Consider the following 26628-nt stretch of genomic DNA (forward strand, 5'->3'; position numbering starts at 1 on the left):
TTTGATTCATTTGAATGATTTTCTCCTATAGTTGTTTTTGTGGTGATTACACTATAACAGAAATCTTCAAATGAATCATTTCTTTTTTATTTTGTTTATTCGGACATTTCATTATACAACTTTGCGTAGTTTTTAGTAACTTAGATACTATCCCAACATTCCTCCAAGGGTACTACCTCCGACACACATGAAGAATAAACTTACTATATCACTTGAAATCCCACTATTTTTATTAATTATAATAGATGCAACAACAAATATTATAAAATATATTACTCCAGCCACAGCACCATACATCCATTTTGTTTTACGTATACTTTTACCTATTAATAATCCCATTACTATAGTTGCTAATATTATAATCAATATTCTTGCGATATTGATCTGACTATTACTTAGGTCAAACTTATATACGATGAATGAAAGAAGCAATACACATAAAATAGTTAATATGTACCCGATCAAAATAGCTTTAAGCATATTTACTATTATTTTTTGTGTGTTCATGTCTGGTTTTTTAGATATTCTAGATGTTCTTCCCATAATCCTCCCCCTTATCGTTCCATATAATATTATACTGTGCTATAATTTAAAATATGCCATGCTTTTATTTTAATTTATACTTTACGGTAAGTAATTATTCAATATTTTACAATATTTATTAATACCCCAACAAAACTTCGAATACTAAGCACCACATATGAAAGGACTGAGAAAAACTTGATTAAATATATAGATTTACATGTTCACACCACTGCTTCTGATGGTACTTACTCATCAAAAGAATTAATTGAGTATGCCTCTGAAAAACATCTATCGGCAGTTGCTATAACAGATCATGATTGTATTACAGGTATAAAGGAAGCTAAAAAATACGGACAAATCTATGATGTAGAAGTTATCAGTGGAATAGAATTCTCTACACGGTATAAAAATACTGAAATTCATATATTGGGTCTGTATATAGATGAAAATAGCGATATATTTTTAAATGGATTAGATGATATTGTTAATACTAGAGACGAACGAAATTATGAAATAATAAAAAAATTAAACAAACACGGATTGGATATTTCAATGGATGATGTTATTAATACAGCTGATTCCTGTATATACACAAGAGCTCATATTGCAAAAGCACTATTTCAAAAAGGTTATGTTTCATCTATGAGAGAAGCCTTCACTAAATATATTGGAAACGATTGTTCCTGCTATGTACCTAGAGAAAAAGTCACACCGCAATTAGCCATTAAATTAATTCTTGAATGTGGAGGGATACCGGTACTAGCTCATCCTACATTATATAATATGGATTTAAGACAACTGGATGTCCTAATAAACGAATTATCACAGATAGGTCTTATGGGAATTGAAGGTCTATATTCCCTATATACTAAATCTGAAGAAAAATACTTAAAAGATTTTGCCAATAAATATAATCTTATTATTACTGGAGGTTCTGATTTCCATGGAAGTAATAAACCTGATATCGATTTAGGTGTTGGAAGAGGGAATTTAAAAATTCCATATGAAATACTTGAAATAATTAAATCAAGGAAAAATAAATATTAGGATTTTATATTTCTATAAGCATCAATAAATATTAATTACTCAACTTTCCCACTTCAATATTCTATGCAGGTAATCTAATTAAAAGGCTTTGCAGAATAAAAATATAGGTGTTTCTTCTATCTTTTTATTCTGCAAACCAAACCTATAACCTTTTATTTACTTGCATTAAATTAAAGGTGGGAAAGTTGAGTTAATTATTTCAATAGGTCAAATTCCTATAAAAAAAATAAAATATGTACCAAATATAAAAAGGCTGTTTCATAATCATTTAAATATGATTGAAACAACCTTTTGATTTCATAATTAATCTTCTTTTTTATCTTCTTTCTTATCTTCTGATTTAGTTTCAATTAAGTCATCTCTATTAATTGTTAAATCTGGTTCTTTGATTGCAGCAACTGCATTTCTTTCAATAGGAACTCTAACACTTTTGTTAGTACCAAGTTCAACAATAAGAACATTATTAACAGAGTCTACAACTTTACCATAAAAACCACCATTAGTCATAACGAAATCCCCAATGCTAATACTTGATTGCATCTGATCAACTTCTCGCTGTCTCTTCTTTTGTGGTCTTATAAGCATTAGATACATAAATCCAAATAGAATTACCATTGGTATTAACATAGCCGCTAAACTACCTGTAGCTGATGCTTCTCCACCAGTTGTAGCTGCTAAAACTAATAAATTAGACATAAATTATCCTCCTTGATTTTTATACACAGACTTTATCTATGGAATGCTAGTAAGAATCATTATTCTTATATAATAAGATACACTGTTAGTATCTTCCTGTCAACTATTTTATCTAGTATTTGCATATTTTTATATCATTGTCATATATGTGATTCTAACTGAAAATCCCCAAATATCATTGTAACATATTTTCTATTTTACTATTTTTATATTCTTTATATTGATTTTTGTCTATTGCATCTCTTATTTCTTCCATAAGTGTATTATAGAAATACAAATTATGAAGAACACATAAACGCATACCCAACATTTCTTTAGCTTTTAACAAATGCCTTATATAAGCCCTACTGTAGTGCTTACATGTAGGGCATTGACACCCTTCTTCTATAGGTCTATCATCTAATTTAAATTTTGCATTCCAAAGATTATGTTTACCGAAATTAGTATATACATGCCCATGTCTTCCATTTCTGGCAGGATATACGCAATCAAAAAAGTCAACCCCACGCTCAACTGATTCCAATATATTAATAGGTGTCCCAACTCCCATCAAATAAGTCGGCTTATCTTGTGGAAGATATGGTACAGCTTCATCTAATATCCTATACATCTCATCATGAGACTCTCCTACTGCTAGTCCACCTACTGCATAACCATCAAGGTCTAACTCAGATATAACCTTAGCATGTTCTATTCGGATATCTGCATAAGTTCCTCCTTGATTGATTCCAAAGAGCATTTGCTTTTTATTGATAGTATCTTCTAACGAATTCAGTCTTTTCATTTCAGACTTACATCTTTTTAACCACCTAGTCGTTCTATCAACTGAATTTTGCATATACTCCCTAGTTGCAGGATAAGGTGCGCATTCATCAAATGCCATTGCTATAGTGGAAGCTATATTCGATTGAATCTGCATACTTTCCTCAGGTCCCATAAAAATTTTACGTCCATCCACATGAGAAGAAAAATATACACCCTCTTCTTTAATTTTCCTAAGTCCAGATAAGGAAAATACCTGAAATCCTCCTGAATCAGTAAGAATAGGTCTATCCCAAACCATAAATTTGTGTAGTCCACCCAATTGCTTTATTACTTCGTCTCCAGGTCTAACATGGAGATGATAAGTATTAGATAATTCAACCTGACACTTGATTTCCTTTAGATCCATACTTGAAACAGCACCTTTAATAGCTCCTGCTGTACCTACATTCATAAATACTGGTGTCTCGACAATACCGTGTACTGTGTGTACTTGAGCTCTTTTTGCTCTTCCATCTACATTTAATAATTTATACATTTAATCACCATTCGTTAAATTTTTAGTTTATTACTCAACCTATTAGCTTCAAAATCCATGCAATCAATACATAATATACTTTTTCATATTGAACTATAAATACGATAGTTGAGTTTATTTAGTGTCATACAAGTATACAACTAATCTATTGACATTTCAAGGATAGTTTATATTTATTGAAAATTTAATCATCTATGTATTTTGACAAATCCACTTTCCCTTGTTCAATTATTTTTACTACTTGTTCAGGAGGCATAGGTTTTCCAGTTAAAAATCCTTGGATATTGTCACAAAAAGATTTATATAAGAAATTAAGTTGTTTGTCATTCTCCACACCTTCTGCAATAGTTTCCAGACCTATTTTTCTGACTAATTCAATTACAGACCTGGTTATTTCTCTTTCCACTCCCGTATATGTAGTATTCTTGATAAAAGACTTATCAATCTTTAATGTATCGATAGGTAATGATTTCAAATAACTTAATGACGAATAGCCTGTTCCAAAATCGTCTAGAGATATTCTAACCCCTAGTTCTATTAATTTATTTAATAATATTTTTGCTGGCTCTAAAGCATCAATAAACAAATTTTCAGTAATTTCTAATTCTAAACAACCTGATTCTATACCTGTTTCTTCTAAAACATCTGAAACAGTATTATAGAAATTATTAGTCTTCAATTGAATAGGTGAGATGTTAACAGATATGATACCTCTAAATGAATTATTGATATTCCATTCTTTATATTGTCTACATGCTTCTTTCAATACCCATTCACCTATATCATTAATTATTCCAATCTCTTCAGCTATAGGAATAAATATCATAGGACTTACTAAACCAAGATCTTTATTAATCCATCTTAACAAGGCTTCAAAACCTCTAATCTTACCTGTTTTCATATCAAATTGAGGTTGATAATATAATTTGAATTCTTTATTTAGTAAAGCCGTTTTTAATTGTTTCTCTACATTGATTCGTGTTAAAAATTCTTCTTTCATTTCTTGGGTAAAAAACGATATACTATTCTTACTCATATTTTTAACTTTATACATTGCTGTATCAGCATTTTTTATTAATTCTTTTGAATCAATTCCATCGTAAGGTGAAACCGCAATTCCTAAACTAATACTTAATTGATGAATAATCTTATCAACTATAAAAGGCTCATCAAAACAATTTTTCACTAAATTAGCTCTTTTGATAATTTCTTCATTATTATCGAACCCATTTAAAATTATAGCGAATTCATCACCACTTAGTCTAGCTATGAAATCCTGGTCAACAATAGCTTTTTTTAATCTATGCCCTACTTGTTTAAGAATCATGTCTCCAACGGAAAATCCTACACTGTCATTAACACTTTTAAAATCATCTATATCCATCACTATTAACGCAATATTATTGTTACTGCAATCAATATATTCACTAACTTTCTCCATTAAGTAAGCTCTATTAGGTAATCCTGTAAGTGTATCATAATATGCCAGATACTTAATTTTATCTTCCCTAATTTTCCTATTAGTTATATCAATATGAGCACCAGCCATCAAATAAGGCTTTCCATTAACGTCAGTTAACGTTTTCCCTCTAGAAATGAACCACTTATAATTACCGTTAATTGTACGTATCCTATAAGTACACTCATAATTTTTCGTTAAGCCTTTAATACAGTTGTCAAAACTTTTTTTAGCAATATTTACATCATCAGGGTGTATAATGCTATACCAGCTATTGATATCACAAAACAGATCTAACGGAATACCCAAATCACTATACCAATCATACGCTATATTCCGTTTTCCATCTTTCATATTCCAATACCATATTCCATCATTGGATGCTTCAGAAATCAATCGATATATCTGTTCCTTTTCTTTTATGATGTTATTGCTTTTTTGCAATAAAAGATTTTGTTCATTTAAATTTTCTTCTGATGCAACTATTTCTTCATATAACCCACTTATATGTTCATTTTGTTGTTTAAGTTCTTCTTCTGAGGCAGCAATTTCTTCATAAACCTTTGTCAGCTCTTCATTGTGTTGTCTCAATTCTTCTTCAGAAGATGCAATCTCTTCATACAATTCCATTAGCTCTTCGTTTTTTTGCTTTAGAAGCAATTCCTTTTCTTTTGTTTCAGTTATATCAGTAAAAATTTCAACAAAATATCCATACTTGTTGCTGAAAGCATTAACTTGAAACCATTTATTATATTTTTTGAAATATTGTATAGTAGAATTATTACTACCACCTAGAGCTATATTACTAAAAAAATATATCCAATCAAATGATTCTTGTGTAATATCAGGAATAATTTCTGTTATTCTTTTTCCAATAATATCCTCTCTTTTATAACCCAATAATTTACAATAAGCATCATTAATATCAATGAATTCATAATCAATAGGATTCCCATTTGAATCAGTTATTATCTTATGATATGCATATCCACTAAACATATTGTTAATTAAGGCGTAATAAAAATTATCCGATATCTCCATTTAAACACCCCATCTTTAGTAAAATTATTGTTTGTAATATGATTCAATATTGAACATAACTTATTAATTATTTGATACATTTATTTGCTCATCCATCTAGTCTACTTATGAATTGTAATCATTCTCATTTATTATATCACATTTTTATGTATTTTTTTATATTCGTGTCAAAAAATGTAATTTTTTTCATTAAAAGGATTATAAGCCCTAATACTTCATTTCCTTATTGTATAAACTAATTGAAAGTTTCATAAAGCACCAAACATTGCTACTGTTTTATATTTTATTGTGAAATTCAACCTTTACTTTATTATATATAAATTCACAATTTTACTCAACAATTATCTTATAGAATTGAATTATTAAATTAAAATTCATTATTTTCTTGTTTATTACTTGTAAATTGTATATAATATATCACAAGCTAAAAGAATAGAAGGTGATTACATGTCAACAGGTTCAAACTACGGAAAATCATTTACAATATCAACTTGGGGAGAATCCCATGGAGAAGCAGTTGGAGTAGTAATAGATGGATGTCCAGCTGGTCTTGATTTATCTAGCGAAGATGTTCAAATAGAACTTAATAAAAGAAAACCTGGTAAATCCATTTTCTCAACACCTAGAAAAGAAGATGATAAAGCACATATAATTTCTGGTGTTTTTGAAGGAAAGACTACAGGTACTCCTATATCAATAATTGTATATAATAACAATCAAAAATCGAAAGACTATTCAGAAATAGCAACTTATTATCGTCCAGGACACGCTGATTTGACTTATGATATGAAATATGGTTTTAGAGATTATCGAGGTGGAGGACGTTCTTCAGGTAGAGAAACCATTGGACGTGTAGCAGGTGGTGCGATTGCCAAGAAAATTTTATCAGAGATAAATATAAAATTAACTACTTATGCTAGAACAATTGGTAATATATCTATAGACGACAATAATTTTAATGAAAATGAAATATGGAATAATGATTTATGCTTGCCAGATAAAAACAGGGTAGAAAAAGTTGAAAAGCACTTACTAGATTTAATTAAAAATGGTAACTCTTGTGGTGGAATCATAGAATGTAAAATAAATAATATCCCATCCGGTCTTGGTGAACCTGTTTTTGATAGACTAGATGCTGAATTAGCAAAATCCGTTATGTCTATAGGAAGCATTAAAGGTGTTGAAATTGGAAATGGTTTCACTGCTGCATCTTTGACAGGATTAGAAAATAATGATTTCTACAATTATAGTGATGATAGGTTAATAAAAGAAACTAATAATGCGGGTGGCATATTAGGAGGTATCAGTGATGGCTCACAAGTAATATTAAGAGCAGCTGTTAAACCTACTCCATCGATAAAATCTACTCAGCGCACAGTCAATAAAGATAAGAATAACATAGATATCAATATAAAAGGTAGACATGACCCAATTATTGTTCCTAGAGCTGTTATTGTAGTAGAATCAATGGTAGCGATAACTCTTGTTGATATGTTATTTCGAAATATGAATAGCAAAATGGATAACATCAAAAAATTATATTTAGATTAATTAATAAAATCTATCCTTATATTATAGCGAATAACTATTATATGAAGATAGATTTTTTATGATTTCTTTAATTTATTATGGCATTCTTTACAGTATCCGTATAATTCTAGATTGTGTTCTATTAAATCAAATTCCTTGTCATCTATAATTTTCTGGAATTCTTTACTAAGGCAACACTCTATTTCTTCTGCTTTACCACATCCTTTACAAATAAGAAAATGAGAATGTTTTTCACTAAGATTAAGTGCATATTTAACGTTTTCATCTTTAGGCCTTATTTTACTAAGTAATCCTAGGTCTTCCAGCACATCTATATTTCTATAGATTGTAGAAAGATTTATATTGGGATTCTTATTCTTGGTATATTGCAACCACTCTTCCATAGATATCGGTTTGTTACTAAAGTATAATGCTTCTATTATTATTTTTCTTTGATTAGTTAACTTGTAACCTTTGTTTTTTAATATATTTATGACATTATTAAAATCCATATCTACACCTTATTCTGTAAAAGATTTAAATACCCTTTGTACTAATTATAACATAGAAAAATTTATTTTAAACCAATAATATAATTATTATATTTTTATTTTCAAATCCTGTCAATTAACTTAACAGACGTAGAATTACTGAATTGACAAGTTGAGTAATTAATTTATACTTGTCAATAATATAATTAAATAGTATAATTTAAATGCAAAAGATTTGCAATTAGATTTTTATAAGAAAGGAGAGTATACATATATATAATTGTTATATATCAAGTATACAACCATATAAATGAAAAAATATATATTATTAGTGATATCCATAATAATTGTACTGACAGGATGCTCTAATAAGGATACAAAAGAAGAAAAAATCAATATAGCTGTCTCTATAGGTCCAGAAGAAGCTTTTGTCAACTCTGTAGTTGGAGATAAAGGTACTATTACTACAGTTATACCATCTGGTTTTAGCCCTGCTAACTATCAGCCTTCTCCTAAAGAGTTAGCGAAAATAAGTGATGCTGATTTGTATTTCTCTATTGGTGTAGCAGCTGAAAATAATATTTTACCTAAGATTGTTAACGATAATACGAATGTAATATCACTTAAAGATGCCACCATAGATAAGTACCCTTTACTCTATTTAGATAACCATTCACATGATGATGAGAAAGATGATGAACATGCAGATCCACATATTTGGATGTCACCTAAAAGAGTAATATCTATGATAAAGGCTATCAAAGAATCATTATGTGATATTGATCCAGATAATAAAGAGTATTATTCAACTAACGCAGATGAATATATAGATGAATTAGAAGAACTTGATAAATATATAATTGAGACAATTAACAACTCGAAATTCAAAAATTTCATTATATACCATCCTTCTTTAGGATATTTCGCCAATGACTACGGACTTGAAATGGTTGTCATTGAAGAAGATGGAAAAAACGCAACTATTGAAACAATAACCAAAGTCATTAATTTTGCTAATGAACATGATATAAAAGTAGTATTCTATCAGCAAGAATTCGATAGCAAACAAGCTAATGTTATTGCAGAAGAAATTAACGGCAAAGTCATTTCATTAGATATATTATCAAAAGACTATATAAATAATTTCAAAAAATTAGTTGATACATTCGTATCTTCATATTAAAAAGGTGATATTTATGGCATTATTAAAAATCAACAACCTATCAGTATATTATAATGATTATATAGCATTGCAAAATATTAATCTTGAAGTCAATAAAAACGATTATATCGGGATTATTGGTCCTAATGGTAGTGGTAAAACAACTCTTCTAAAATCAATCATAGGCGATATAACTCCTGATAGCGGTAAAATAATACTCGAGCCCAATACTATTATAGGATATGTTCCTCAATTCTCCACATTCAATAAAGAGTTCCCTATAACCGTATTTGAAGTTATTTTGAGTGGTACTCTACCGACTGATTGTAAATTATTCCATCATTATAGAGAGAATGATAGAACCAAAGTTACTTTAGTAATTGATAAATTAAAAATCGGTAAACTTGCTGACAAACAAATAAATCAGTTATCTGGAGGACAGTTACAAAAAGTTCTGCTAGCTAGAGCTTTAGTTACTAATCCAGATATTCTTCTTCTGGATGAACCAACCGCAAGTCTAGATACTGATGCAAAAGAAGAAATATACAATATTCTCTCTTCATTAAATAAAGAAATAACCATAATTATGGTCAGTCATGATATAGGTATGATAAAACACAAGGTCAAAACATTTGCATGTCTTAATAAAACGATGCATGTCCATGAAAATGATGAGACAATAGATCCTTGGCATTTCGAAGATTTATTTTATAAGAAAGGAAATTAATTATGTTAGAAGCAATATGTAGATATCAATTTATGCAAAATGCCATTATAAGTATTATATTGGCAAGTATCGTATGTGGTATAATCGGAACGATTGTAGTAGAAAAAAAACTAGTAATGATGAGTGGCGGTATAGCTCATGCCTCTTTTGGGGGTATTGGACTGGGTTTTTTACTAGGATTTGAACCAATTGTAGGGGGTCTTGGATTTGCCATATTATCAGCTATTGCTATCGTCAGCATCAAAAGAAAAACCAATACCTCATCTGATACTATTATAGCCATGCTCTGGTCTCTTGGAATGGCACTAGGAATACTTTTCATTTCTCTAACTGAAGGTTATCCTCCAGACATGACAACCTACCTTTTTGGAGATATATTAACAGTCACTACAAAAGATATATTTTTAATGATCATTTTGACACTTTTTATTTTAATAAGTTCATTTGCCCTATTTAATTATATCAAAAGTTATTTATTTGACGAAACTTTTCTAAGTAGTAAAGGTGTAAACACTACTTTTTTAGAGTACTTTCTATTTATTCTTATTGCACTAAGTATCGTAATCTTAATTAAAGTTGTAGGAATAATATTAGTTATAACTTTACTTACAGTACCACCTGCGATATCCAAATTAATTACATATAAATTCAACACTATAATACTACTATCTTCAGTAATAGGAATGATTTTGTGCTTTTTGGGACTTGTATTCTCATTTTATTTTAATATACCTTCTGGTGCTACAATTATCATATTATCAAGTATAACATATCTTATTACAGTTATAATCAGATCAACCAAAAGGATACGCTCTTAAAAGATATAGAATTTATTCTTGACAAATACTGCATATATGTTTATTGTGTATATATGTAATATGCACGGTATTAACGGATAGGAGGTTAAACGTTGAATATAATTATATCTAATTCCAGCTCAGATCCAATTTATTTACAAATTACTAATCAACTAAAAAAATATATAATTACAGGGGATTTAAAAGAGACAGAGCCTCTCCCATCTATACGAAAATTAGCCAAAGAACTTCAAATAAGTGTTATCACCACAAAGCGAGCTTACGAAGAACTTGAAAAAGAAGGATTTGTTGAATCAGTTAGAGGAAAAGGCTTTTATGTAGCATTGAAAAATAAAGATCTGATTAGAGAAAAGAAAATGCAAATGATTGAAAGTAAGCTTGGTAAAATCATTGATGAAAGTAAATTACTTGGATTGACAATTGATGAGTTTATAGAAATTATACGATTATTATATGAATAGAATAAAAACTTAGTTAAAGTGATTAATATATATATTATATAATATTCTAAAGAACTGAGGTAACTAATATGGAAAATGTAATAGAAATTAAAAATGTCACCAAAAATTATTCCGATTTTAAATTAGATAACATTAACATTAATATTAAAAAAGGGTTTATTACAGGATTTATCGGTCCTAATGGAGCTGGAAAAAGTACAACTATAAAATTAATCATGAATCTAATAAGAAAAGATTCAGGTCTAATTAATATCTTTGGTCTTGATAATACTAACCATGACAGAGAAATAAAATCTAGAATCGGTTTTGTATATGATGAATGCTGTTTCTACGAAAATCTCAAAATAATTAGTAACGAAAAGGTGATATCAGCATTTTATAAAGATTGGGACCACAAGAAATTTATTTCATATTTAAAAAGATTCGAACTTAATCCTAATAAAAGAGTGAAAAGACTATCAAAAGGGATGAAAACAAAATTTGCCATAGCTATTGCTTTATCTCATAATGCGGATTTGTTAATAATGGATGAACCCACTGCTGGTCTTGATCCAATTTTCAGAAGAGAATTATTAGATATCCTTTATGACCTTATTCAAGATGAAAATAAAAGTATATTCTTTTCAACACATATAACTTCTGATTTAGACAAAATTGCAGACTATATTACTTTTATAAATAAAGGTCAAATTGTTTTTTCTAAATCAACGGATGTCATAAATGACAATTACAAAATTATAAAAGGTAATAAAGAACTATTATCCGAAATTGATAAACAATATATTATTGGAATAAATAAAAACAGATATGGATTTGACGCTCTAACAACCAATTCTTCTAAATTAATAGAAAAATACCAAGATTCAATTTGCATTGAAAATGCTAACCTTGAAGATATCATGGTTTACTATATAAAAAAGGGTGAATTATAGATGTATAAATTATTAAAAAGTAATCTCATATATACACTACAAAACAAAATATATTTAATAATTCAGGTATTGATGTTAGTATATATTGATGTATTTTCTGTTATATATATATTTAAATATAACAATAGCAATACTGATTATTCTCATTTACCAAATATTCCTATAATAATATTTTTATTTATATCCACTTTTATATTTATAAGTAATCCCTTTATGTCACCAAAACAGTATAGTACTAATGATTATAGTATCTTCACCTTAAGTTTTCCTATTACAAAAAAGCAATATGTAATAAGTCATTATATTAAATTATTGATCTATATGATATTAATCCTAATTGATATTTTTTTGGTAAGTCTTATTACTATGCTTATAAGTAGAATACCAATTACTTATAATTATTTTCTGCTATTGTTTTTCATAGTATTATATACAGTTGGTATAACAGGTTCATTCTATATAATGATTTTCTTCATAACAAAATATTACAAAATAATAAGTTTAGTATTTTATTTTACTTGTTTCTTTATTTATACTATAATTAATGTAAACAAGATTTTTTCCAGTGAATACATAAATATAATATTGTTAGCAGGAATATCATTCATTCCTATTTCTTGTTTAATATCATTATTTATGGTTAAGTTAAGAGACTTTAACTGATATTGAAAGGACTTTTTTATGAAAAAACTAATATTATCCAATATTAGGGATTCAAGTATAATATATATAATTTTTTTTATTATCGCAAATAACATTATATATCTATTATTCAATAATGTTTCCCATATATACATACTTTCTTACTCAATCACACTATCATATTCCTATATATATTTTTCTACTTTTCTACCAAAGAGAGACCGTTTAGACAGTGCCCTTTTGTTGCAACGTTCTTTGCCTGTAGAAGTAGATGAAATAATCAGAAGCTGGTATTTAACAATATATATAATTAACTTGTTGATATATATTACCAATATTGTATTTATAATAATTGCCAAAAAAAATGATATTAATAACATCAATAATTTATTATTACTATTATTAGCTTACTTGATATCTATAATCAACTTTAATGTGGTAGGACCAAGCATAATAAAAACATTTTCTACAGTAGCGAAAGTACTCTCTATTGTACTAATATTTACCTGCTATATTGTTATTTTATTTTCAACTTGTTACTTTTATGATAAGCTAACGTTAGACATAATTATCGTATTAGATATAATTTTGCTGATAGTGGCATATATTACTAATAAAATATCAGTTAAAAAAGCTTGTGAAAAGCTATTCGTAAAATTCGAATGATTTTTATAAAATATAAAGGATGATGTAAGATGAATCTTTTCAAGAATAAATACGGCAAAATTTATTCAGGCATCAAAATAACATTTTTTATTGCTTTCTATTTCAGCATTCAATTTGTATTTTTATTACTACTGAATCAACACTCTCATAATTATTATACATACAGTATACTAGCTAAGACCATCTCAGTATTATCTCTTATAATTGCATTTGTTTTAGTTTACTTTCTAGAAAAGAGATACCCTCGTAACTACGGCATAATAATTTCAAAAAAATCATTTAAGCATTTCCTTATTGGATTATTATTGGGTGCATTAGCTATAATAATTATAGCTATGATATTATTTGCAACTAATAATGCCGAACTTATTTATCGCATCAATAAACCAAAATTTACAATTGAAGCATTATATGCATTAATTATTTTTATACTAGTGGGCATTGACGAAGAAGTATTGATAAGAGGTTATGTAGTACATACATTAGGCAGGTATAATAATAAATATGTTATTTATATAATACCTGCAATAATTTTTTCAGTATTACATCTATCTAATCCTTCAGTTAGCGTTATTGGACTTATCAATATAGTTATAATTGGTGTATTATTTACTTATATGACACTAAAAACCAAAAACATATTAATGGCAACAGGCTTCCACATAACCTGGAATTTCTTTCAAGGTGGTCTCTTTGGATTTAATGTAAGCGGAACAACTATGTGGGATTCAATCTATCCAGTTAGAATTATAAATAATAATATCCTGACTGGAGGTGATTTTGGATTAGAAGGAGGTATTTTAACAACTTTATTGGCTTTCATTATTATTTTAGTGGTATATATATTACCTGTAAAAGAATAATAACTAAAAGGGGCTTTTTTAAAGCCCCTACTATTATGGTATCCTTCCATTCAAATCATTTTTGATAATATCGCTTTCTTCTTGATGCTTGTCTTTTAATTCATTATCAGAATCCAAATATGAATCTGGCAAAAAACATGTGGCTTCTATAGTAAAAGAATTTCCAAGAGCATTTTTTGTTATAATTCTATTAAGACTCTCATCAACTTTTGTATTAATTTTTTTCAATTATTATCCCTCCCTATTTTTTTCTATAGATATATTCTCTTCTTAACAACCTAAGATTATTCTATAATTAATTTTGCAATAATTTCCTAGTTAATTTTTTATAAAATATTCCGATATATAATTGAACAATAATATTAAGGGGGAATTGATTTTGAAAATCAACTATAATAATATAACAAATCCTAATCTTTATACTAATCCTTTAAAAAACATAAATTTAACTAATAAGAAATACCAAGATAATAGTGTTAATACTAAACAAGATGTAATAGTAGATATATCTGATGATGGTATAGACAAATATTTTAATGAAAATATTTTTAAGGCTATAGCTGATGAGGCTGAAACAGATAGCAACAGACTATCGGTTAAAGATAACAATAGCAGTGACATCATTAAGAAGTTTGGCGAAAAATATGCTGAAATATATGATAAGATTATTGAAAAAACTCCTGATAACAAAAAAGAAGAATATCTAGATAGATTAGATTCTGCATTCCAAGATGCAGTAGATAATGAGTGTTCGAAAATGCTCCATAAGATAGAAAAATTATATAAAGAAGAAAATATGGAATCTTCATTAAACAAAAAATCTTATGCTGAACTTTTTAATAATGTAGCTTTTGCAGCAAAAGATTATTTCTTGGAAGATTCCAAGCAAGACTTCAACAAATATATAGAAAGCAAAATAGATTTCAGTAAAGTAAGCGACTTCAAAACTTATGAAACCTTTGCCAAAGTAACTGATATCTTTGACTCAGCATCAAAAATCAGTGATAAAATGAATAAGTTAAAAGAACTATTACTCTCAAGCACACCTGAAGAAATAATTGAATCAAAAAATCTAATGAATCAAATCAATAAATATACCAGTAGCCTAAATAAGGACATTAAAGCATTGAATGAATTGATGGAATCAATCGATGATGCAGATATTAATGTTGACGTTAAAAAAGAACTTATGGGTTTATTGGAAAGCAAATCAGATAAACTCAATGACATGAATAGTAAAATGCAAAAATATCAAGATTTGTTAGAGAAATATGATAAAGTTAAAAAACGCTTAGATAAAGCAAACGCTAAAAAAGAACTTATAAACGCAAAACTTGATAAAGCAAATCAAACTAAAAATCAAGAATTGATAAGTATGTATTTAAAACGAATAGAATCCATTAACACTCAAGTTTCTGAGCTAGAAGTTCAGTCAGCACAACTTGAAGCTGAAATGGCTGATTTGCTAAAAGATATCAGTGAATCTGAAATATAATAGAATTTTTACAATGATTAGACTATAAATATCAATCAACACTATGTTAAACCATCCTATAACTCTGATATGCTTCTAAAGTAGATAATCCCCTTTAGAATAGCATATCAATAGTTATAACTGATGGTATTTAATGTATATAAAAACTTAAGATAATTAATCTACTGTTTTTTCAAACTCAATATCACCAATATTACCTTCATCCATATCAAATATTGTAAATTCATCATCATTCAAAATGGTCAATGTCAACTTTGTCTCTTCCTCATTAAGAAGTATTTTAATATTTTTGTCAACATATTTTGTTTCACAGTCCATCTCATCCGACCATGTATATTGATTAATTTTCAAGAGCACTTCTTTTTCATCAATATTTATCTCTTCTATAGTAAAATTGATTGCTTCCATAAACCCTGTAGCATATTTATAAAAATCTATATTATAATTATTAATTACTAGATTATAGTTATATGCATCATAATCTTTCTCTTTCAGTGCTCCCCATTTACCAATCAATTCATTAAAGAATATTCTTTGTTCATTGTTGAAAGCAAATAGATTATTCTTGTGATTAACTAAAATAACAACTGACTCTAAGGAATCATTAACTACTTTCTCATCATTAAATCGAAACCAAGTATCACTAAAATAATCAAATTCCTTAATTGTTACTTCATCATCTTTAAATTGTATTAGATAATATACTCCAATAATATTATCTAAATCCCCTTGTTCATTTGTTATTTCTAGAACTACACTATCATCCGATATAGAATAAGCCTTATAATTTTCTTCTCCTGATTTCCATAACAGATTGCCTTCCAGATCATAATGTTTAGACCATATGGAATTTCCTATTATATCATATGACCTAATACCGTTTTCATCATCGAATCTAAGAAATTCAGTTTCCTTTATATCATCATAATCCAAAAACCATTCATTTTGAATTTTTCTGATCAATTCATCATTTTCTTTATAATCGTTATTATTTTCCTGTTTATCTACATAAAATTCGTTTAACAAACCTTCAGTGTCTCTCTCATAAATATAAGTATTGTTATATGTACCTTCATCAGTTTCTTTAGTAAAAGAACATTTTAAAATATTATCATTATTTTCTTCTATAACCAATGATACTTTCGTATTATCGTTAATCTTCCGACCAGACGAAGTTTCTTTTTCATTAATCCTAACAACTAGATTATTTTCATCAATTTCTTCAATATCATACCTAAATAAAATATAATCATTAACTTCACATGCATAAACAATTATATGATCTTGATAAATACCTATTCCATTATCTTGGGAATCCAATTCAGCAGTAACAAAAAAATCTTCTTCAGAATAAGCCTTTATCTTCCAATCGCCAATAAATTTTTCACATATATTATCATCATCTATTGATATGTCATCTTTCTTATTAGGTATGTTATTTTCATTACCTTTTTCATTAATTTCTTTAATATCATCTTTTACATCAGTAATATCAGTAACAACATCCGTCTCAACATTAGTCTTTACATCTGTTTCAGCTGCACAACCTGTTAATAGAAATATTATCAATGTAAAAATACCAATAATATGTTTCACTATAATCACCATCCTATTACAATTACTCATTAAAACAATTATAAAGGACTGTACAATCTATTGCAAGAGATTGGAAATTAATCATGTAATATTTTCCTAGCATCATAATGAGATATGTTAAAAGATTGCCAATGAATATCTTCATCAACTCTGTTTGCTATGTTAGACTTATATTCATTATATATTTCCATATGTATACTTTTCAATTTCTCCATTTCTCCAACAGCATCAGTGGATAATGAAAATAGATATTCCGAATCTATTTTGCCAGTCTTAATATAACGATCAATGTTCTCTTTAGCAATAATTGAATCTATATTCACGAAATTTATAATCAGATATGCTAATAATGAAACTACTATAGTAATCTTAATGGCAGGAAATTTCTTATTAAATATATTAATGCATGTAAATATCATTATTACTGCTTCTAATATTATAAACATATGAACCAACAATCTAAGCCTTGTGTATCCATAAGCATTTTCATATAAATTCATTCTATATAGCGAAGAGAAAATCAACACGAAGGTACATAGAACCATTACAAATAATAAAATATTCATGACAGAATCTTTTTTGTATCTATTGACCATATTATCTTTAACCACTTTAATTCCCAAATAAAATTTATTAATCATATGTACAAAAATAATGTTAACGACACTTAAGAATACCAATTGAAAAAATCCTTCTCTAGCATACTCAGCATATGTATATCCTTGTGGTAGATTATTACTTTTTCCAAATAGATATATGAATTGAATAATACAGAAAAATACATAAATCATATCTATGATAAGGGTAATAGTAATGGATATAATCCTATCAAACCCTTTTTTATTAACTGACTCATCATTATCTATTGTAGTCTTCTCTCTGTTAGTATATATGATATAATAAATCTGTCCAAACAAGTACATGGAAATTATAATACAAAGAATGAGCTTTATAATTATATTACTATCAATGATATTACTTATCTGATCCACTACTTGTTCTAATTTGTCTGCAAAAACTATATCAGCAGCAGATAAAAAATTAATTACAACAAAAACAAATGGAATGGATATTACTATACCTATTAGTACTTTAGTTATATTTTGTAGTTTCTTGTTTCTGGTTTCTTTACTCTTGGTATTAAAAACAACCGTGAAAATTTTATTCATCTTGCTTATTGGTATAAACAACACACGAAAACTATCAAAAATTAATTCTTTTATGTCTATTACACTATTATTTAAATTCAGTGCGATATTGGCACAAATAAGAAATGGTATTCCAATGAAATTAATAACTCTAAAAACTTCAAAATCACTTCTAAAAAAAATAGTAGACAAAAGTATTATATATATGCTTCCTATAATATACGATTTATTTCTTAACTTGTCATTCTTATATAATGCAAAATATTGAAATGCTACAATTAATAATGTATAAACAGTATATGAAATTCCTATATCATAATCATAAAAAAATATAATCCACAACACTCCTAATATAATACTAAGGAAACTTAAAATCTTATCATTACTGACCTTTAACATAATAACACACCCCTACATCAATTTCTTATTCATCTTCATCCACATACTCCAATATATCTCCTGGTTGACAATGTAACTCTCTACATATTGCCTCAAGTGTACTGAATCTTACAGCTCTTGCTTTATTGTTTTTTAGTATAGATAAATTAGCATTAGTTATTCCAACTCTTGAAGCAAGTTCTGACAAACCAATCTTTCTCTTAGCCATCATAACATCCAAATTAACTATGATTCCCATAATATCTTCCCTTTCTTAACCATCTTTCAAATGGTATAATCACTGTCTTCTTTATAGGCCACTGCTTTTTCAAATACTTGTGACAGGATTAATGAGAATAGTGATGCAACTATAAATACAAAAACAACAACTATCGTCATCAACGAACTAATAATGAACATTTTTATAATAAATGTTATTCCAATAATACAAGATGCCAAACTTATGATTTTAAGATTTTTTACATTCTCATAAATGAATGGATTTTCCAACTTACAGGTAGTGAAGATTTTTCTGAGAGTATTAAGTATGACCCCTGCTAGAATACCTGCTACATACAATATAGCTAAAATTGTATAATAATCAAATTCTGGATAAATACTAGCTGGATAAATTAATTTCATATACTCTTTGATTATCCAAGGTAATAAAATTAAAGTCATTAGTGTTAATGCTAATAGAACTATCATGAAAAAGTTAAGAAATGTAGATAACGTTTTATTGCTAATTAATTTCATATCAATCTTCCTCCAATTTATAAATAATATTCCATGCACTAATAATATTAACATAAGCAAATACATTTATCAATATTTTTTTATTGTTTATCGATAAAATTCTGTCTCTATTGTACAAGGCGAAAAATTACATGGAAAAATTACATTCTGTAGACTTAGTGATTGATTAAGCAAATATAATATGTATGACGTTCTAAAAATATTTATCCATCATATACTGACGATAGATTTTAGATATTATTTAAGACTAAAAAAAGAACAGCAGAATGTGCTCCACTGTTCCTCATAAAATATCCTTTATTTCGTTAACATTATATCTCTTAGTATTATACTACCACTGTCTTTCTGGTCAAACAAAAGTGAAATGCTAGCGACACTTTTGATATCTATATCTTTAAATTCACTTAAAGGTATTCTAGCTTCTGACAAAGGAGTTTTTAAAGACCAGAAAGTTGTATATTCATTTGTAATAGATTTTCCTTGGGGATAATCTAATGCAATTGTCTTATCATCTAGAATTACTTTAGCTTCTTTACCATTACTATCCTTAACAACAATAGATAACGCTTGGTTTTCTCTTGGTTTATTTAAATCACTACCAGGATATAAGGCTAAATATAGAGATATAGCTTGGTAGTTACTCATATCTTGATTATCCTTAGGTATTTCCATCATGAATTTACCATTTTTGTTAGTATAATCGATCCTAAATAATCCATATTCTTCATAATTAGTCGGATGGTCAAAGTTCAATAACTGGTCTTTATTAGGTATATAACTTTCAGTTAAATACTTAACTTCTACATTCTCAGATATATTATTTCCACCAAATTCATTTTCACCAACACTGTCTTGACTGTCCGCCAATAATATCTCTGTTCTGTTCCCAGTAATTAAAGAAGTTTTTGCTTGTAAGCCATATGCTGTGTTAGAAGTAGATTTACTGGCATCAAATAAATTATTATCAACTTCTTCACCTAATGCTTTGTTAAGAAAATCTATGGAATAATCAATTAAAAACTGTTTTTGTTGTTCTCTTGTCAAAAATATCTTTTTATCATCAACTGTCAGGTTACTATAATTTTCTCTATCATCCTGTTCGACATTATCGTTAAAGAAATTATGTCCTGCTCCTTTTAAGAATACTAGAGAAGCGAAAGATTTTCTTAATGGATTTCCTTTTAATTCATCAAATGTCATTTGTCCATCTTGAGAAGATACATCTCCATCATATTGAGGTAATATTATACCTGTTGGAATATCCGGATTATTATTTTCTATAACCATAACATTTGAGGGAGCTACTTTAATGATTCCAAAAACATTATCGTTACCTTTATCTTTCTGGTCATTAATTATTGCATCCAAACTTCCTCCACCTCTTGAATGACCTATCATAGCAATATTGGACAAATCCCCTTTATTCTTCAATTCAATACCAAAATCATCACTATCACCTTTAATTGCTGATTCTAGTTTATCAAAATGCTCATTGAAGATATTAATTAATCTCTCATGTGCTATAGGCTCACCAAATTCCAGATGATATTGTGCGTTAATATTGAAAGCAACAGCAACAAATCCTTTTTTTGCTAATGCTTCTACCAAATATTTAAATCCTAAATCATATCTATCTTTATTATAGTCTTCTATCATATGAGAACCATGCATTATAAATACAACTGGATAATTATCTCCTTCTTTTGGTGCTGCAATAGTACCTACCATATCATAAGGCATAATTATACCTGAACTCTGCTTGATCTCACTTTGACCCAAGTCATATTCTGAAATCTCAATTTCTTTATCTTGAATTGAATTTGGAATCTCATTATCAACTTTATCACTATTATTTTCCTTTTTAATCTGATTTTTATCTTTATTATCTTCATCCTTTTTACTACAGCCAGCCAGTAACAAACTCTGACATAGCATAATAACCACAATTACACTCATTAACCTCTTAATCTTATTCATATATTATTCACCTCATCATGTATATAAAATTCTGTCTAGTATCTAGTAATATTAAATACCTAATAGTATTTACTGCATTTAATTTTTATAGTATTCCCCAATTATCAAAATAATATTTTCTATGAATTAGGTTTCATTTCACTTATAATCAACAAAATGCAACCTATGAAAACAAACATATCAGCTAAATTAAATATCAAATCAGGTTTCCATTTGAATGAAAAATAGTCAACAACTTTTTTAAGCCGTATTCTATCAAAAACATTACTTAATGCTCCACCTGTCAAAAAAGCTAATCCTATATGTAAAATATTATTACCTTTTATAAAAGCATAAGTTATGCTCAGACCTAATAATACTATGACTGAAACAATATTTACTACTAATAAAAAAGATTTTTTATTCTTAAGAAAACCTAAAAAAGCACCTTCATTATAATTGAGTTTCAAAAATATATTATTATTTAGTATTGGTTTACTAGTTGTATGATCCATTTCATTAACTGCTTTCATCTTACAAATCTGGTCAATAAAAAAACATAATGGCGTAATAATTAGATATTTCATGATAACCTCCTTTCCACATTTCTCATTATAGCAAATAAAATGAATATGGAAAAGCTCTAAAGAATATATTACTTTAGGCTTATTACTAATTATAATATCATACCTATATGCTTTTTAATCAATTCAGACCGAAAGAAATATTTAATAAGAAAAAATCAAGTACATAACTATAGAAAAAGCAAATATATATTATTACATTCAATGAAAGGATTGAATAATAAAAATGAAAAAAAGTTCAGTTATAAAAGGTACCATAATTCTTACAATAGCAGCTCTCATCACTAGAATATTAGGATTTGCAAATAGAATATACTTGAGTAATTTAATTGGTGCTGAAGGTATGGGATTATACCAGCTTGTTTTTCCAATATATATGATATGCTATACTATTTGCTGTTCAGGTATATTTACAGCTGTTTCTAAACTTGTTGCTGAAGAAAAAGCAAAAAACAACAATTCTAATCTCAAAAGGATTATTCGCGCATCTTCGATAATTGCTTTTACTTTATCTATTATTCTCATGCTGATATTAATATTTAATGCGGATTTAATCAGTAGCAAGTTGATTAACGAACCTAGAACAGCATTGGCAATAAAAATAATGGCTCTATCAATACCATTTACTGCTATTATGTCCTGTATTAAAGGATATTTTTATGGGTTAAAATATCCTACTGTACCCGCATTATCACAAATACTTGAACAAATTACCCGAATAACTATTATTTATCTACTATCATCGCTTTTTATTCCAAAAGGTCTAACCTATGCATGTGCTATGGCTATAATAGGCATGGTAGGTGGCGAAATAATATCCTTTGCAACAGTAGCAATAGCATATAAATTCAATTCTTTAAAGAAAAACTCTAAAAAACCTCAAAGTTACTATATAATATTAAAAAAAATATCAGCTATTGCTGTTCCAATAACTTCTAATAGATTAATAACAACTATATTGACCAGTATTGAAACAATCCTTATTCCAACTCAATTGCAATTATTTGGTTTCACTCATTCTGAAGCTCTAAGTACATATGGTATTTTGACTGGAATGGCTTTACCCCTAATTCTTTTTCCATCAGTGTTTACTAATTCTATTTCATTAATGCTATTACCAACAGTATCCGCAGCTTCTGCTAACAAAAATAAGAAAATGATAAACTTCACAACTACCAAGACAATGAAATTTACTATTTTAATAGGAATAATTAGTACATTTTTATTCTTATCTTATGGTAAAACATTAGGGGTTATAGTATATCAAGAAGAATATGTTGGTATTCTGTTGACTATTCTAGCTTGGCTGTGTCCTTTTATTTATCTTCAAACAACACTGGGGAGTATACTAAATGGGCTTAATAAACAATTGATCGTTTTTCGTAATAATATAATAGGTCTTAGCATTAGGATAGCATTCATATTCATTCTAATTCCTATGTATGGATTAAAAGGTTATCTATGGGGATTATTAAGTAGTTTCGTAATTGTATCTACCCTTAATATAATTCATTTAATTAGGATTACATCAATTAACTTTAAAGTAAGTAATTGGCTTATAAAACCTATACTTGCATGCTTAGCATCTGTGTCTGCAATTGACTTACTAGACAAATTCATTACCTTACCATTTTCGCTATTGATTACTACTTTGATAAATATCTGCCTATTCATGATAATTACCGCACCTCTTTTGTTATTAACTGGAAGTATCAATATGAATGAAGTTAATTTCATACTTAACAGACGTAAGAAAACCAAAAAATAAATTTCTATAAGAATCATGAAATTGAATTGTTGTCTAGGATAATTCATAATTAATCAACATGTATTAGTCTTAATAGTCTGCTTATATAATGTTGGGGTACTAAAAAATACCCCAACATTTATTATCATTAATATGGACTATAAAATTATTCTAGTTAAATCGTAAGTCTATCAACTTTCTTAATTTCCCAGTACGTCTATTATAATCTAGATCGCTATTAGTACACCATATAATCTTAACAGGTTGTATCATTTTTTTATTTAAAGTATCAGTTAAGAAAGGGCACTGACATTGAAGTTCCTTAACAACCTGTTCTGTAATATCAGCACTAGATGCAATTTTAATAGTTAATCTATCAAGTCCATTTTCCTTAGTAAGTAGAACTTGAAAATTACTATCTCCAAGATTAAGTTTCTTAAGAATTTGCTTAATCTCTTCAATATGTATTGAAACAAAACTAATCCTGGCAACCTCTTCGTTTCTTCCCACAAGTTTAAATTTTCTATTGGGTTTACCAGCAGGCTCACTATACATACCCATATCACCAATGGGATAACGAATAAGTGGCATAAGTAATCTATATAGAGAAGTAATACAGATTTTCCCCGGACGGTTTTCTTCAGTTATCACTTCGTTAGTATCAGGGTCAATTAATTCAAAAATACAGAATTTATCAGAAATCCTATGTTCGTTAATACCACAGTCGTCACTAAAATAACCTACAATGCCATAATCATTGCCAGCTAAGCCAAAAGAACGGAACTCTATATCTCTATTAAGCTTATTACAGATTAGAGAACGTTGCTCTTTCTGAAGACTTTCCCCAGCAAAGCATATAGTGTCAATATTAAAACCATCAATCTTGTTATCATATACATAATCAATAATCTTTAATATTACTGAGGGTAAGCCTGCTAACGCATTAGCCTTAGCACTTATTATCGAATCAACAATATCGTTAACAGGATTATGTCCACCTATATTCAATAATAAAAATTCTTGTGGACAAAAATACTGCATCATAGTAACATAATCATAGCTAGCATATAGATTACCAGCATAGAAGGTATTAGCTATAATATCACCATGCCTAATTGAACTATCAGCTAAATAAAAAGCTGATCCTTCACACATTGTCTCCCATTCACTAGTAGTATAAGGAGAATACTTAGGGTGACCGGTTGTCCCACCACTTTTAAAAACTCTACCTTCTATTTGCTTACCTGTAAGAATATTTTGTTTATCATCCTCCATTGCTTTCCAAAAAGTACTTTGATCAACAATAGGCAGATCTGTAAAATCCATATTGCCTGGAAGGTCTCTATATAGTTTTTTATAATATGGCGAATTAGTCTTCGCATAATCAACAATATAATCAAGTGGATATACTCTCATAATTTATCAGTTCCTTTCATTAAATAATCTAATGTATTCTAATAAGTTTTTATAATCATACTCTGCTTTTATTACATCATAATCAATCGAGTGATTAAGCATGTGCTGAACTATAATATAATCACCATTGTCACTTAAAGGCTTAATTCCCGAAAAAATAAAACCTTTGTCAATGGCGGTTTTATAACCATAGTTGCAACTAGGATTTTTCATGTTGATATACATAACTATCATTTCTTTTTTATTAAGTTCACACTCATCTATTACACTATCTATTAGATTACTGATGTCTTTACCCACCCTATCAAAAATAATAGTACATATACCCAGATTGTTGTCAAAGCTATAATCAAAATCGCTACTAGACTCTATAATCCTATATCTGGATGTTTCACATTTTATACTTAATTTTCTATAAATGTTTTTGATAAAATATACATGTTCTTCTGGTGGATATATTTTCGTAACATACTTTTTATTAATAGTTTTTACACATAAGGCTAAGTCAAGCCTTCGTTCTTTGCTGAATAGTTCAGTTACCTCTTCATTGAGATAATGGAATAGAAAGCCACATGCAACAAAACCTCTATCATAAAAAATTTTTTGACTAATAGAATGAAAAACAACAGGTTGAGCACATAGCCCATTTATTCTTAATCCATTAGATGCTTCTAGAATGCAGTCAAGTAATAGGCAAGACAACTTAAGACCTCTAAAAGCTGGTTTAACAACTATCATAGTAACCTCAGGAAGTAAACGGAAACTATCACTTTTTATTAACGCAGCATGTCCACCTATTTGACCATGCTCATTTATCATTAAGTAAGATTTAATTCTATCTTTATCCATAAGTCGCTTGAACTTATTAGGATAATAAAAAGTTCTATAAGAGTAACGATAGCCATATACAGAATAGATACACTTAATAGCTTCTATGATATCCTTATAGTTACTATTAGCAATTTTACACTTGAAATTACGATCTAGAATTTGAGTACTCAGTGAAGTATTCTTTGATTGATTTATCGTCAAAGGTAAATATATCTGGAAAAGCTGCATATGTTTTGTTGATTTCACCAAGCTATAATTATCCGGCGATTTTTCTATGTATGCATTATTATAATTATTGATTTTCTTTTCATATATAACTGATCTTTTCATATGTCATTATAATCCTCCGTTAAATAAAGTA

26 protein-coding genes are annotated in these 26628 nt (G+C 28.0%); 12 read left to right on the top strand and 14 right to left on the bottom strand.

The window, feature by feature from the left end:
• Positions 1-147: 147 nt before the first annotated feature.
• Positions 148-543, bottom strand: coding sequence for a TIGR04086 family membrane protein (locus tag QMG30_RS19725; RefSeq protein WP_281818457.1), 396 nt, complete (start codon positions 541-543; stop codon positions 148-150).
• Between the two features lie 177 nt (positions 544-720).
• Between QMG30_RS19725 and QMG30_RS19730 the strand changes: the two genes are divergently transcribed.
• Entirely contained in the window at positions 721-1572 is an 852-nt protein-coding gene (locus QMG30_RS19730; protein WP_281818459.1) for a PHP domain-containing protein, read from the top strand.
• A gap of 303 nt (positions 1573-1875) precedes the next feature.
• Here QMG30_RS19730 and yajC read toward each other — a convergent pair whose 3' ends face one another.
• The 3 genes from yajC to QMG30_RS19745 all read right to left on the bottom strand — a co-directional run bounded on the left by yajC (position 1876) and on the right by QMG30_RS19745 (position 6068).
• Positions 1876-2268, bottom strand: coding sequence for a preprotein translocase subunit YajC (gene yajC / locus QMG30_RS19735; RefSeq protein ID WP_281818461.1), 393 nt, complete (start codon positions 2266-2268; stop codon positions 1876-1878).
• A gap of 175 nt (positions 2269-2443) precedes the next feature.
• Positions 2444-3568: a tRNA guanosine(34) transglycosylase Tgt gene (tgt, locus tag QMG30_RS19740; protein ID WP_281818462.1), complete on the bottom strand. Its 1125-nt coding sequence runs from the start codon at positions 3566-3568 to the stop codon at positions 2444-2446.
• Positions 3569-3752: 184 nt separating this feature from the next.
• Positions 3753-6068 (bottom strand): EAL domain-containing protein, encoded by a 2316-nt coding sequence (locus QMG30_RS19745; RefSeq protein ID WP_281818463.1) that lies wholly within the window; start codon positions 6066-6068, stop codon positions 3753-3755.
• 447 nt (positions 6069-6515) lie between these two features.
• Between QMG30_RS19745 and aroC the strand changes: the two genes are divergently transcribed.
• Positions 6516-7619 carry a chorismate synthase gene (gene aroC, locus QMG30_RS19750; RefSeq protein WP_281818465.1) on the top strand — a complete coding sequence of 368 codons (1104 nt, stop codon included), beginning with the start codon at positions 6516-6518 and terminating at the stop codon, positions 7617-7619.
• A 56-nt stretch (positions 7620-7675) separates the two neighbouring features.
• Here aroC and QMG30_RS19755 read toward each other — a convergent pair whose 3' ends face one another.
• Positions 7676-8110, bottom strand: coding sequence for a Fur family transcriptional regulator (locus QMG30_RS19755; protein ID WP_281818467.1), 435 nt, complete (start codon positions 8108-8110; stop codon positions 7676-7678).
• 289 nt (positions 8111-8399) lie between these two features.
• Here QMG30_RS19755 and QMG30_RS19760 point away from each other — a divergent pair, with 289 nt between their 5' ends.
• From QMG30_RS19760 to QMG30_RS19790, 8 genes are all read left to right on the top strand, one after another.
• Positions 8400-9272, top strand: coding sequence for a metal ABC transporter solute-binding protein, Zn/Mn family (locus QMG30_RS19760; RefSeq protein ID WP_281818469.1), 873 nt, complete (start codon positions 8400-8402; stop codon positions 9270-9272).
• Positions 9273-9285: 13 nt separating this feature from the next.
• The gene (locus tag QMG30_RS19765; RefSeq protein WP_281818472.1) at positions 9286-9978 is read left to right on the top strand and encodes a metal ABC transporter ATP-binding protein; all 693 of its coding nucleotides are present in this window, start codon (positions 9286-9288) and stop codon (positions 9976-9978) included.
• Between the two features lie 2 nt (positions 9979-9980).
• Positions 9981-10796 (top strand): metal ABC transporter permease, encoded by an 816-nt coding sequence (locus QMG30_RS19770; protein WP_281818474.1) that lies wholly within the window; start codon positions 9981-9983, stop codon positions 10794-10796.
• Between the two features lie 92 nt (positions 10797-10888).
• On the top strand, positions 10889-11257 hold the full coding sequence (locus tag QMG30_RS19775; protein WP_281818475.1) for a GntR family transcriptional regulator: 369 nt from the start codon (positions 10889-10891) through the stop codon (positions 11255-11257).
• Between the two features lie 68 nt (positions 11258-11325).
• Positions 11326-12189 (top strand): ABC transporter ATP-binding protein, encoded by an 864-nt coding sequence (locus QMG30_RS19780; protein WP_281818476.1) that lies wholly within the window; start codon positions 11326-11328, stop codon positions 12187-12189.
• Positions 12190-12852: an ABC-2 transporter permease gene (locus tag QMG30_RS25270; RefSeq protein WP_353511684.1), complete on the top strand. Its 663-nt coding sequence runs from the start codon at positions 12190-12192 to the stop codon at positions 12850-12852.
• Positions 12853-13071: 219 nt separating this feature from the next.
• The gene (locus QMG30_RS19785; RefSeq protein ID WP_281818478.1) at positions 13072-13497 is read left to right on the top strand and encodes a hypothetical protein; all 426 of its coding nucleotides are present in this window, start codon (positions 13072-13074) and stop codon (positions 13495-13497) included.
• 29 nt (positions 13498-13526) lie between these two features.
• Positions 13527-14360 (top strand): CPBP family intramembrane glutamic endopeptidase, encoded by an 834-nt coding sequence (locus QMG30_RS19790; protein ID WP_281818479.1) that lies wholly within the window; start codon positions 13527-13529, stop codon positions 14358-14360.
• A gap of 33 nt (positions 14361-14393) precedes the next feature.
• On the opposite strand, the gene QMG30_RS19795 is transcribed toward QMG30_RS19790, so the two are convergent.
• A complete protein-coding gene (locus QMG30_RS19795; RefSeq protein ID WP_281818481.1) occupies positions 14394-14588 on the bottom strand; it encodes a hypothetical protein in 195 nt (64 codons plus the stop codon).
• A 151-nt stretch (positions 14589-14739) separates the two neighbouring features.
• Here QMG30_RS19795 and QMG30_RS19800 point away from each other — a divergent pair, with 151 nt between their 5' ends.
• On the top strand, positions 14740-15855 hold the full coding sequence (locus QMG30_RS19800) for a coiled-coil domain-containing protein (RefSeq protein ID WP_281818483.1): 1116 nt from the start codon (positions 14740-14742) through the stop codon (positions 15853-15855).
• A 156-nt stretch (positions 15856-16011) separates the two neighbouring features.
• Here the strand turns inward: QMG30_RS19800 and QMG30_RS19805 are convergent, their stop codons facing one another.
• The 6 genes from QMG30_RS19805 to lspA all read right to left on the bottom strand — a co-directional run bounded on the left by QMG30_RS19805 (position 16012) and on the right by lspA (position 22276).
• Positions 16012-17451, bottom strand: a complete 1440-nt coding sequence (locus tag QMG30_RS19805) for a hypothetical protein (protein WP_281818485.1) — start codon at positions 17449-17451, stop codon at positions 16012-16014.
• A 77-nt stretch (positions 17452-17528) separates the two neighbouring features.
• On the bottom strand, positions 17529-18998 hold the full coding sequence (locus QMG30_RS19810) for a DUF4153 domain-containing protein (protein WP_281818487.1): 1470 nt from the start codon (positions 18996-18998) through the stop codon (positions 17529-17531).
• Positions 18999-19023: 25 nt separating this feature from the next.
• Positions 19024-19236, bottom strand: coding sequence for a helix-turn-helix domain-containing protein (locus QMG30_RS19815; protein ID WP_281818490.1), 213 nt, complete (start codon positions 19234-19236; stop codon positions 19024-19026).
• Between the two features lie 26 nt (positions 19237-19262).
• Positions 19263-19733, bottom strand: coding sequence for a DUF2975 domain-containing protein (locus QMG30_RS19820; protein WP_281818492.1), 471 nt, complete (start codon positions 19731-19733; stop codon positions 19263-19265).
• Between the two features lie 297 nt (positions 19734-20030).
• A complete protein-coding gene (locus QMG30_RS19825; RefSeq protein WP_281818493.1) occupies positions 20031-21710 on the bottom strand; it encodes an alpha/beta hydrolase in 1680 nt (559 codons plus the stop codon).
• A gap of 119 nt (positions 21711-21829) precedes the next feature.
• Positions 21830-22276, bottom strand: a complete 447-nt coding sequence (gene lspA, locus QMG30_RS19830; RefSeq protein ID WP_281818495.1) for a signal peptidase II — start codon at positions 22274-22276, stop codon at positions 21830-21832.
• Positions 22277-22499: 223 nt separating this feature from the next.
• Here lspA and spoVB point away from each other — a divergent pair, with 223 nt between their 5' ends.
• On the top strand, positions 22500-24041 hold the full coding sequence (spoVB, locus tag QMG30_RS19835; RefSeq protein ID WP_281818497.1) for a stage V sporulation protein B: 1542 nt from the start codon (positions 22500-22502) through the stop codon (positions 24039-24041).
• Positions 24042-24191: 150 nt separating this feature from the next.
• Here spoVB and QMG30_RS19840 read toward each other — a convergent pair whose 3' ends face one another.
• Both QMG30_RS19840 and QMG30_RS19845 read right to left on the bottom strand, forming a co-directional pair.
• Positions 24192-25436, bottom strand: coding sequence for a phenylacetate--CoA ligase family protein (locus QMG30_RS19840; protein ID WP_281818499.1), 1245 nt, complete (start codon positions 25434-25436; stop codon positions 24192-24194).
• A gap of 6 nt (positions 25437-25442) precedes the next feature.
• Positions 25443-26597, bottom strand: a complete 1155-nt coding sequence (locus QMG30_RS19845) for a hypothetical protein (protein ID WP_281818502.1) — start codon at positions 26595-26597, stop codon at positions 25443-25445.
• Between the last annotated feature and the right edge of the window lie 31 nt (positions 26598-26628).

The organism is Vallitalea longa (assembly GCF_027923465.1).
Classification (GTDB): Bacteria; Bacillota; Clostridia; order Lachnospirales; family Vallitaleaceae; genus Vallitalea; species Vallitalea longa.

What these genes read in the sequence shown, in the direction of transcription:
- spoVB (WP_281818497.1), top strand. Translation starts at nt 22,500, where the DNA reads ATGAAAAAAAGTTCAGTTATAAAAGGTACCATAATTCTTACAATAGCA.
- aroC (WP_281818465.1), top strand. Translation starts at nt 6,516, where the DNA reads ATGTCAACAGGTTCAAACTACGGAAAATCATTTACAATATCAACTTGG.
- QMG30_RS19760 (WP_281818469.1), top strand. Translation starts at nt 8,400, where the DNA reads ATGAAAAAATATATATTATTAGTGATATCCATAATAATTGTACTGACA.
- QMG30_RS19790 (WP_281818479.1), top strand. Translation starts at nt 13,527, where the DNA reads ATGAATCTTTTCAAGAATAAATACGGCAAAATTTATTCAGGCATCAAA.
- QMG30_RS19845 (WP_281818502.1), bottom strand. Translation starts at nt 26,597, where the DNA reads ATGAAAAGATCAGTTATATATGAAAAGAAAATCAATAATTATAATAAT.
- QMG30_RS25270 (WP_353511684.1), top strand. Translation starts at nt 12,190, where the DNA reads ATGTATAAATTATTAAAAAGTAATCTCATATATACACTACAAAACAAA.
- QMG30_RS19820 (WP_281818492.1), bottom strand. Translation starts at nt 19,733, where the DNA reads ATGAAATTAATTAGCAATAAAACGTTATCTACATTTCTTAACTTTTTC.
- QMG30_RS19745 (WP_281818463.1), bottom strand. Translation starts at nt 6,068, where the DNA reads ATGGAGATATCGGATAATTTTTATTACGCCTTAATTAACAATATGTTT.
- QMG30_RS19780 (WP_281818476.1), top strand. Translation starts at nt 11,326, where the DNA reads ATGGAAAATGTAATAGAAATTAAAAATGTCACCAAAAATTATTCCGAT.
- tgt (WP_281818462.1), bottom strand. Translation starts at nt 3,568, where the DNA reads ATGTATAAATTATTAAATGTAGATGGAAGAGCAAAAAGAGCTCAAGTA.
- QMG30_RS19765 (WP_281818472.1), top strand. Translation starts at nt 9,286, where the DNA reads ATGGCATTATTAAAAATCAACAACCTATCAGTATATTATAATGATTAT.
- QMG30_RS19770 (WP_281818474.1), top strand. Translation starts at nt 9,981, where the DNA reads ATGTTAGAAGCAATATGTAGATATCAATTTATGCAAAATGCCATTATA.
- QMG30_RS19755 (WP_281818467.1), bottom strand. Translation starts at nt 8,110, where the DNA reads ATGGATTTTAATAATGTCATAAATATATTAAAAAACAAAGGTTACAAG.
- QMG30_RS19825 (WP_281818493.1), bottom strand. Translation starts at nt 21,710, where the DNA reads ATGAATAAGATTAAGAGGTTAATGAGTGTAATTGTGGTTATTATGCTA.
- QMG30_RS19810 (WP_281818487.1), bottom strand. Translation starts at nt 18,998, where the DNA reads ATGTTAAAGGTCAGTAATGATAAGATTTTAAGTTTCCTTAGTATTATA.
- yajC (WP_281818461.1), bottom strand. Translation starts at nt 2,268, where the DNA reads ATGTCTAATTTATTAGTTTTAGCAGCTACAACTGGTGGAGAAGCATCA.
- QMG30_RS19725 (WP_281818457.1), bottom strand. Translation starts at nt 543, where the DNA reads ATGGGAAGAACATCTAGAATATCTAAAAAACCAGACATGAACACACAA.
- QMG30_RS19815 (WP_281818490.1), bottom strand. Translation starts at nt 19,236, where the DNA reads ATGGGAATCATAGTTAATTTGGATGTTATGATGGCTAAGAGAAAGATT.
- QMG30_RS19840 (WP_281818499.1), bottom strand. Translation starts at nt 25,436, where the DNA reads ATGAGAGTATATCCACTTGATTATATTGTTGATTATGCGAAGACTAAT.
- lspA (WP_281818495.1), bottom strand. Translation starts at nt 22,276, where the DNA reads ATGAAATATCTAATTATTACGCCATTATGTTTTTTTATTGACCAGATT.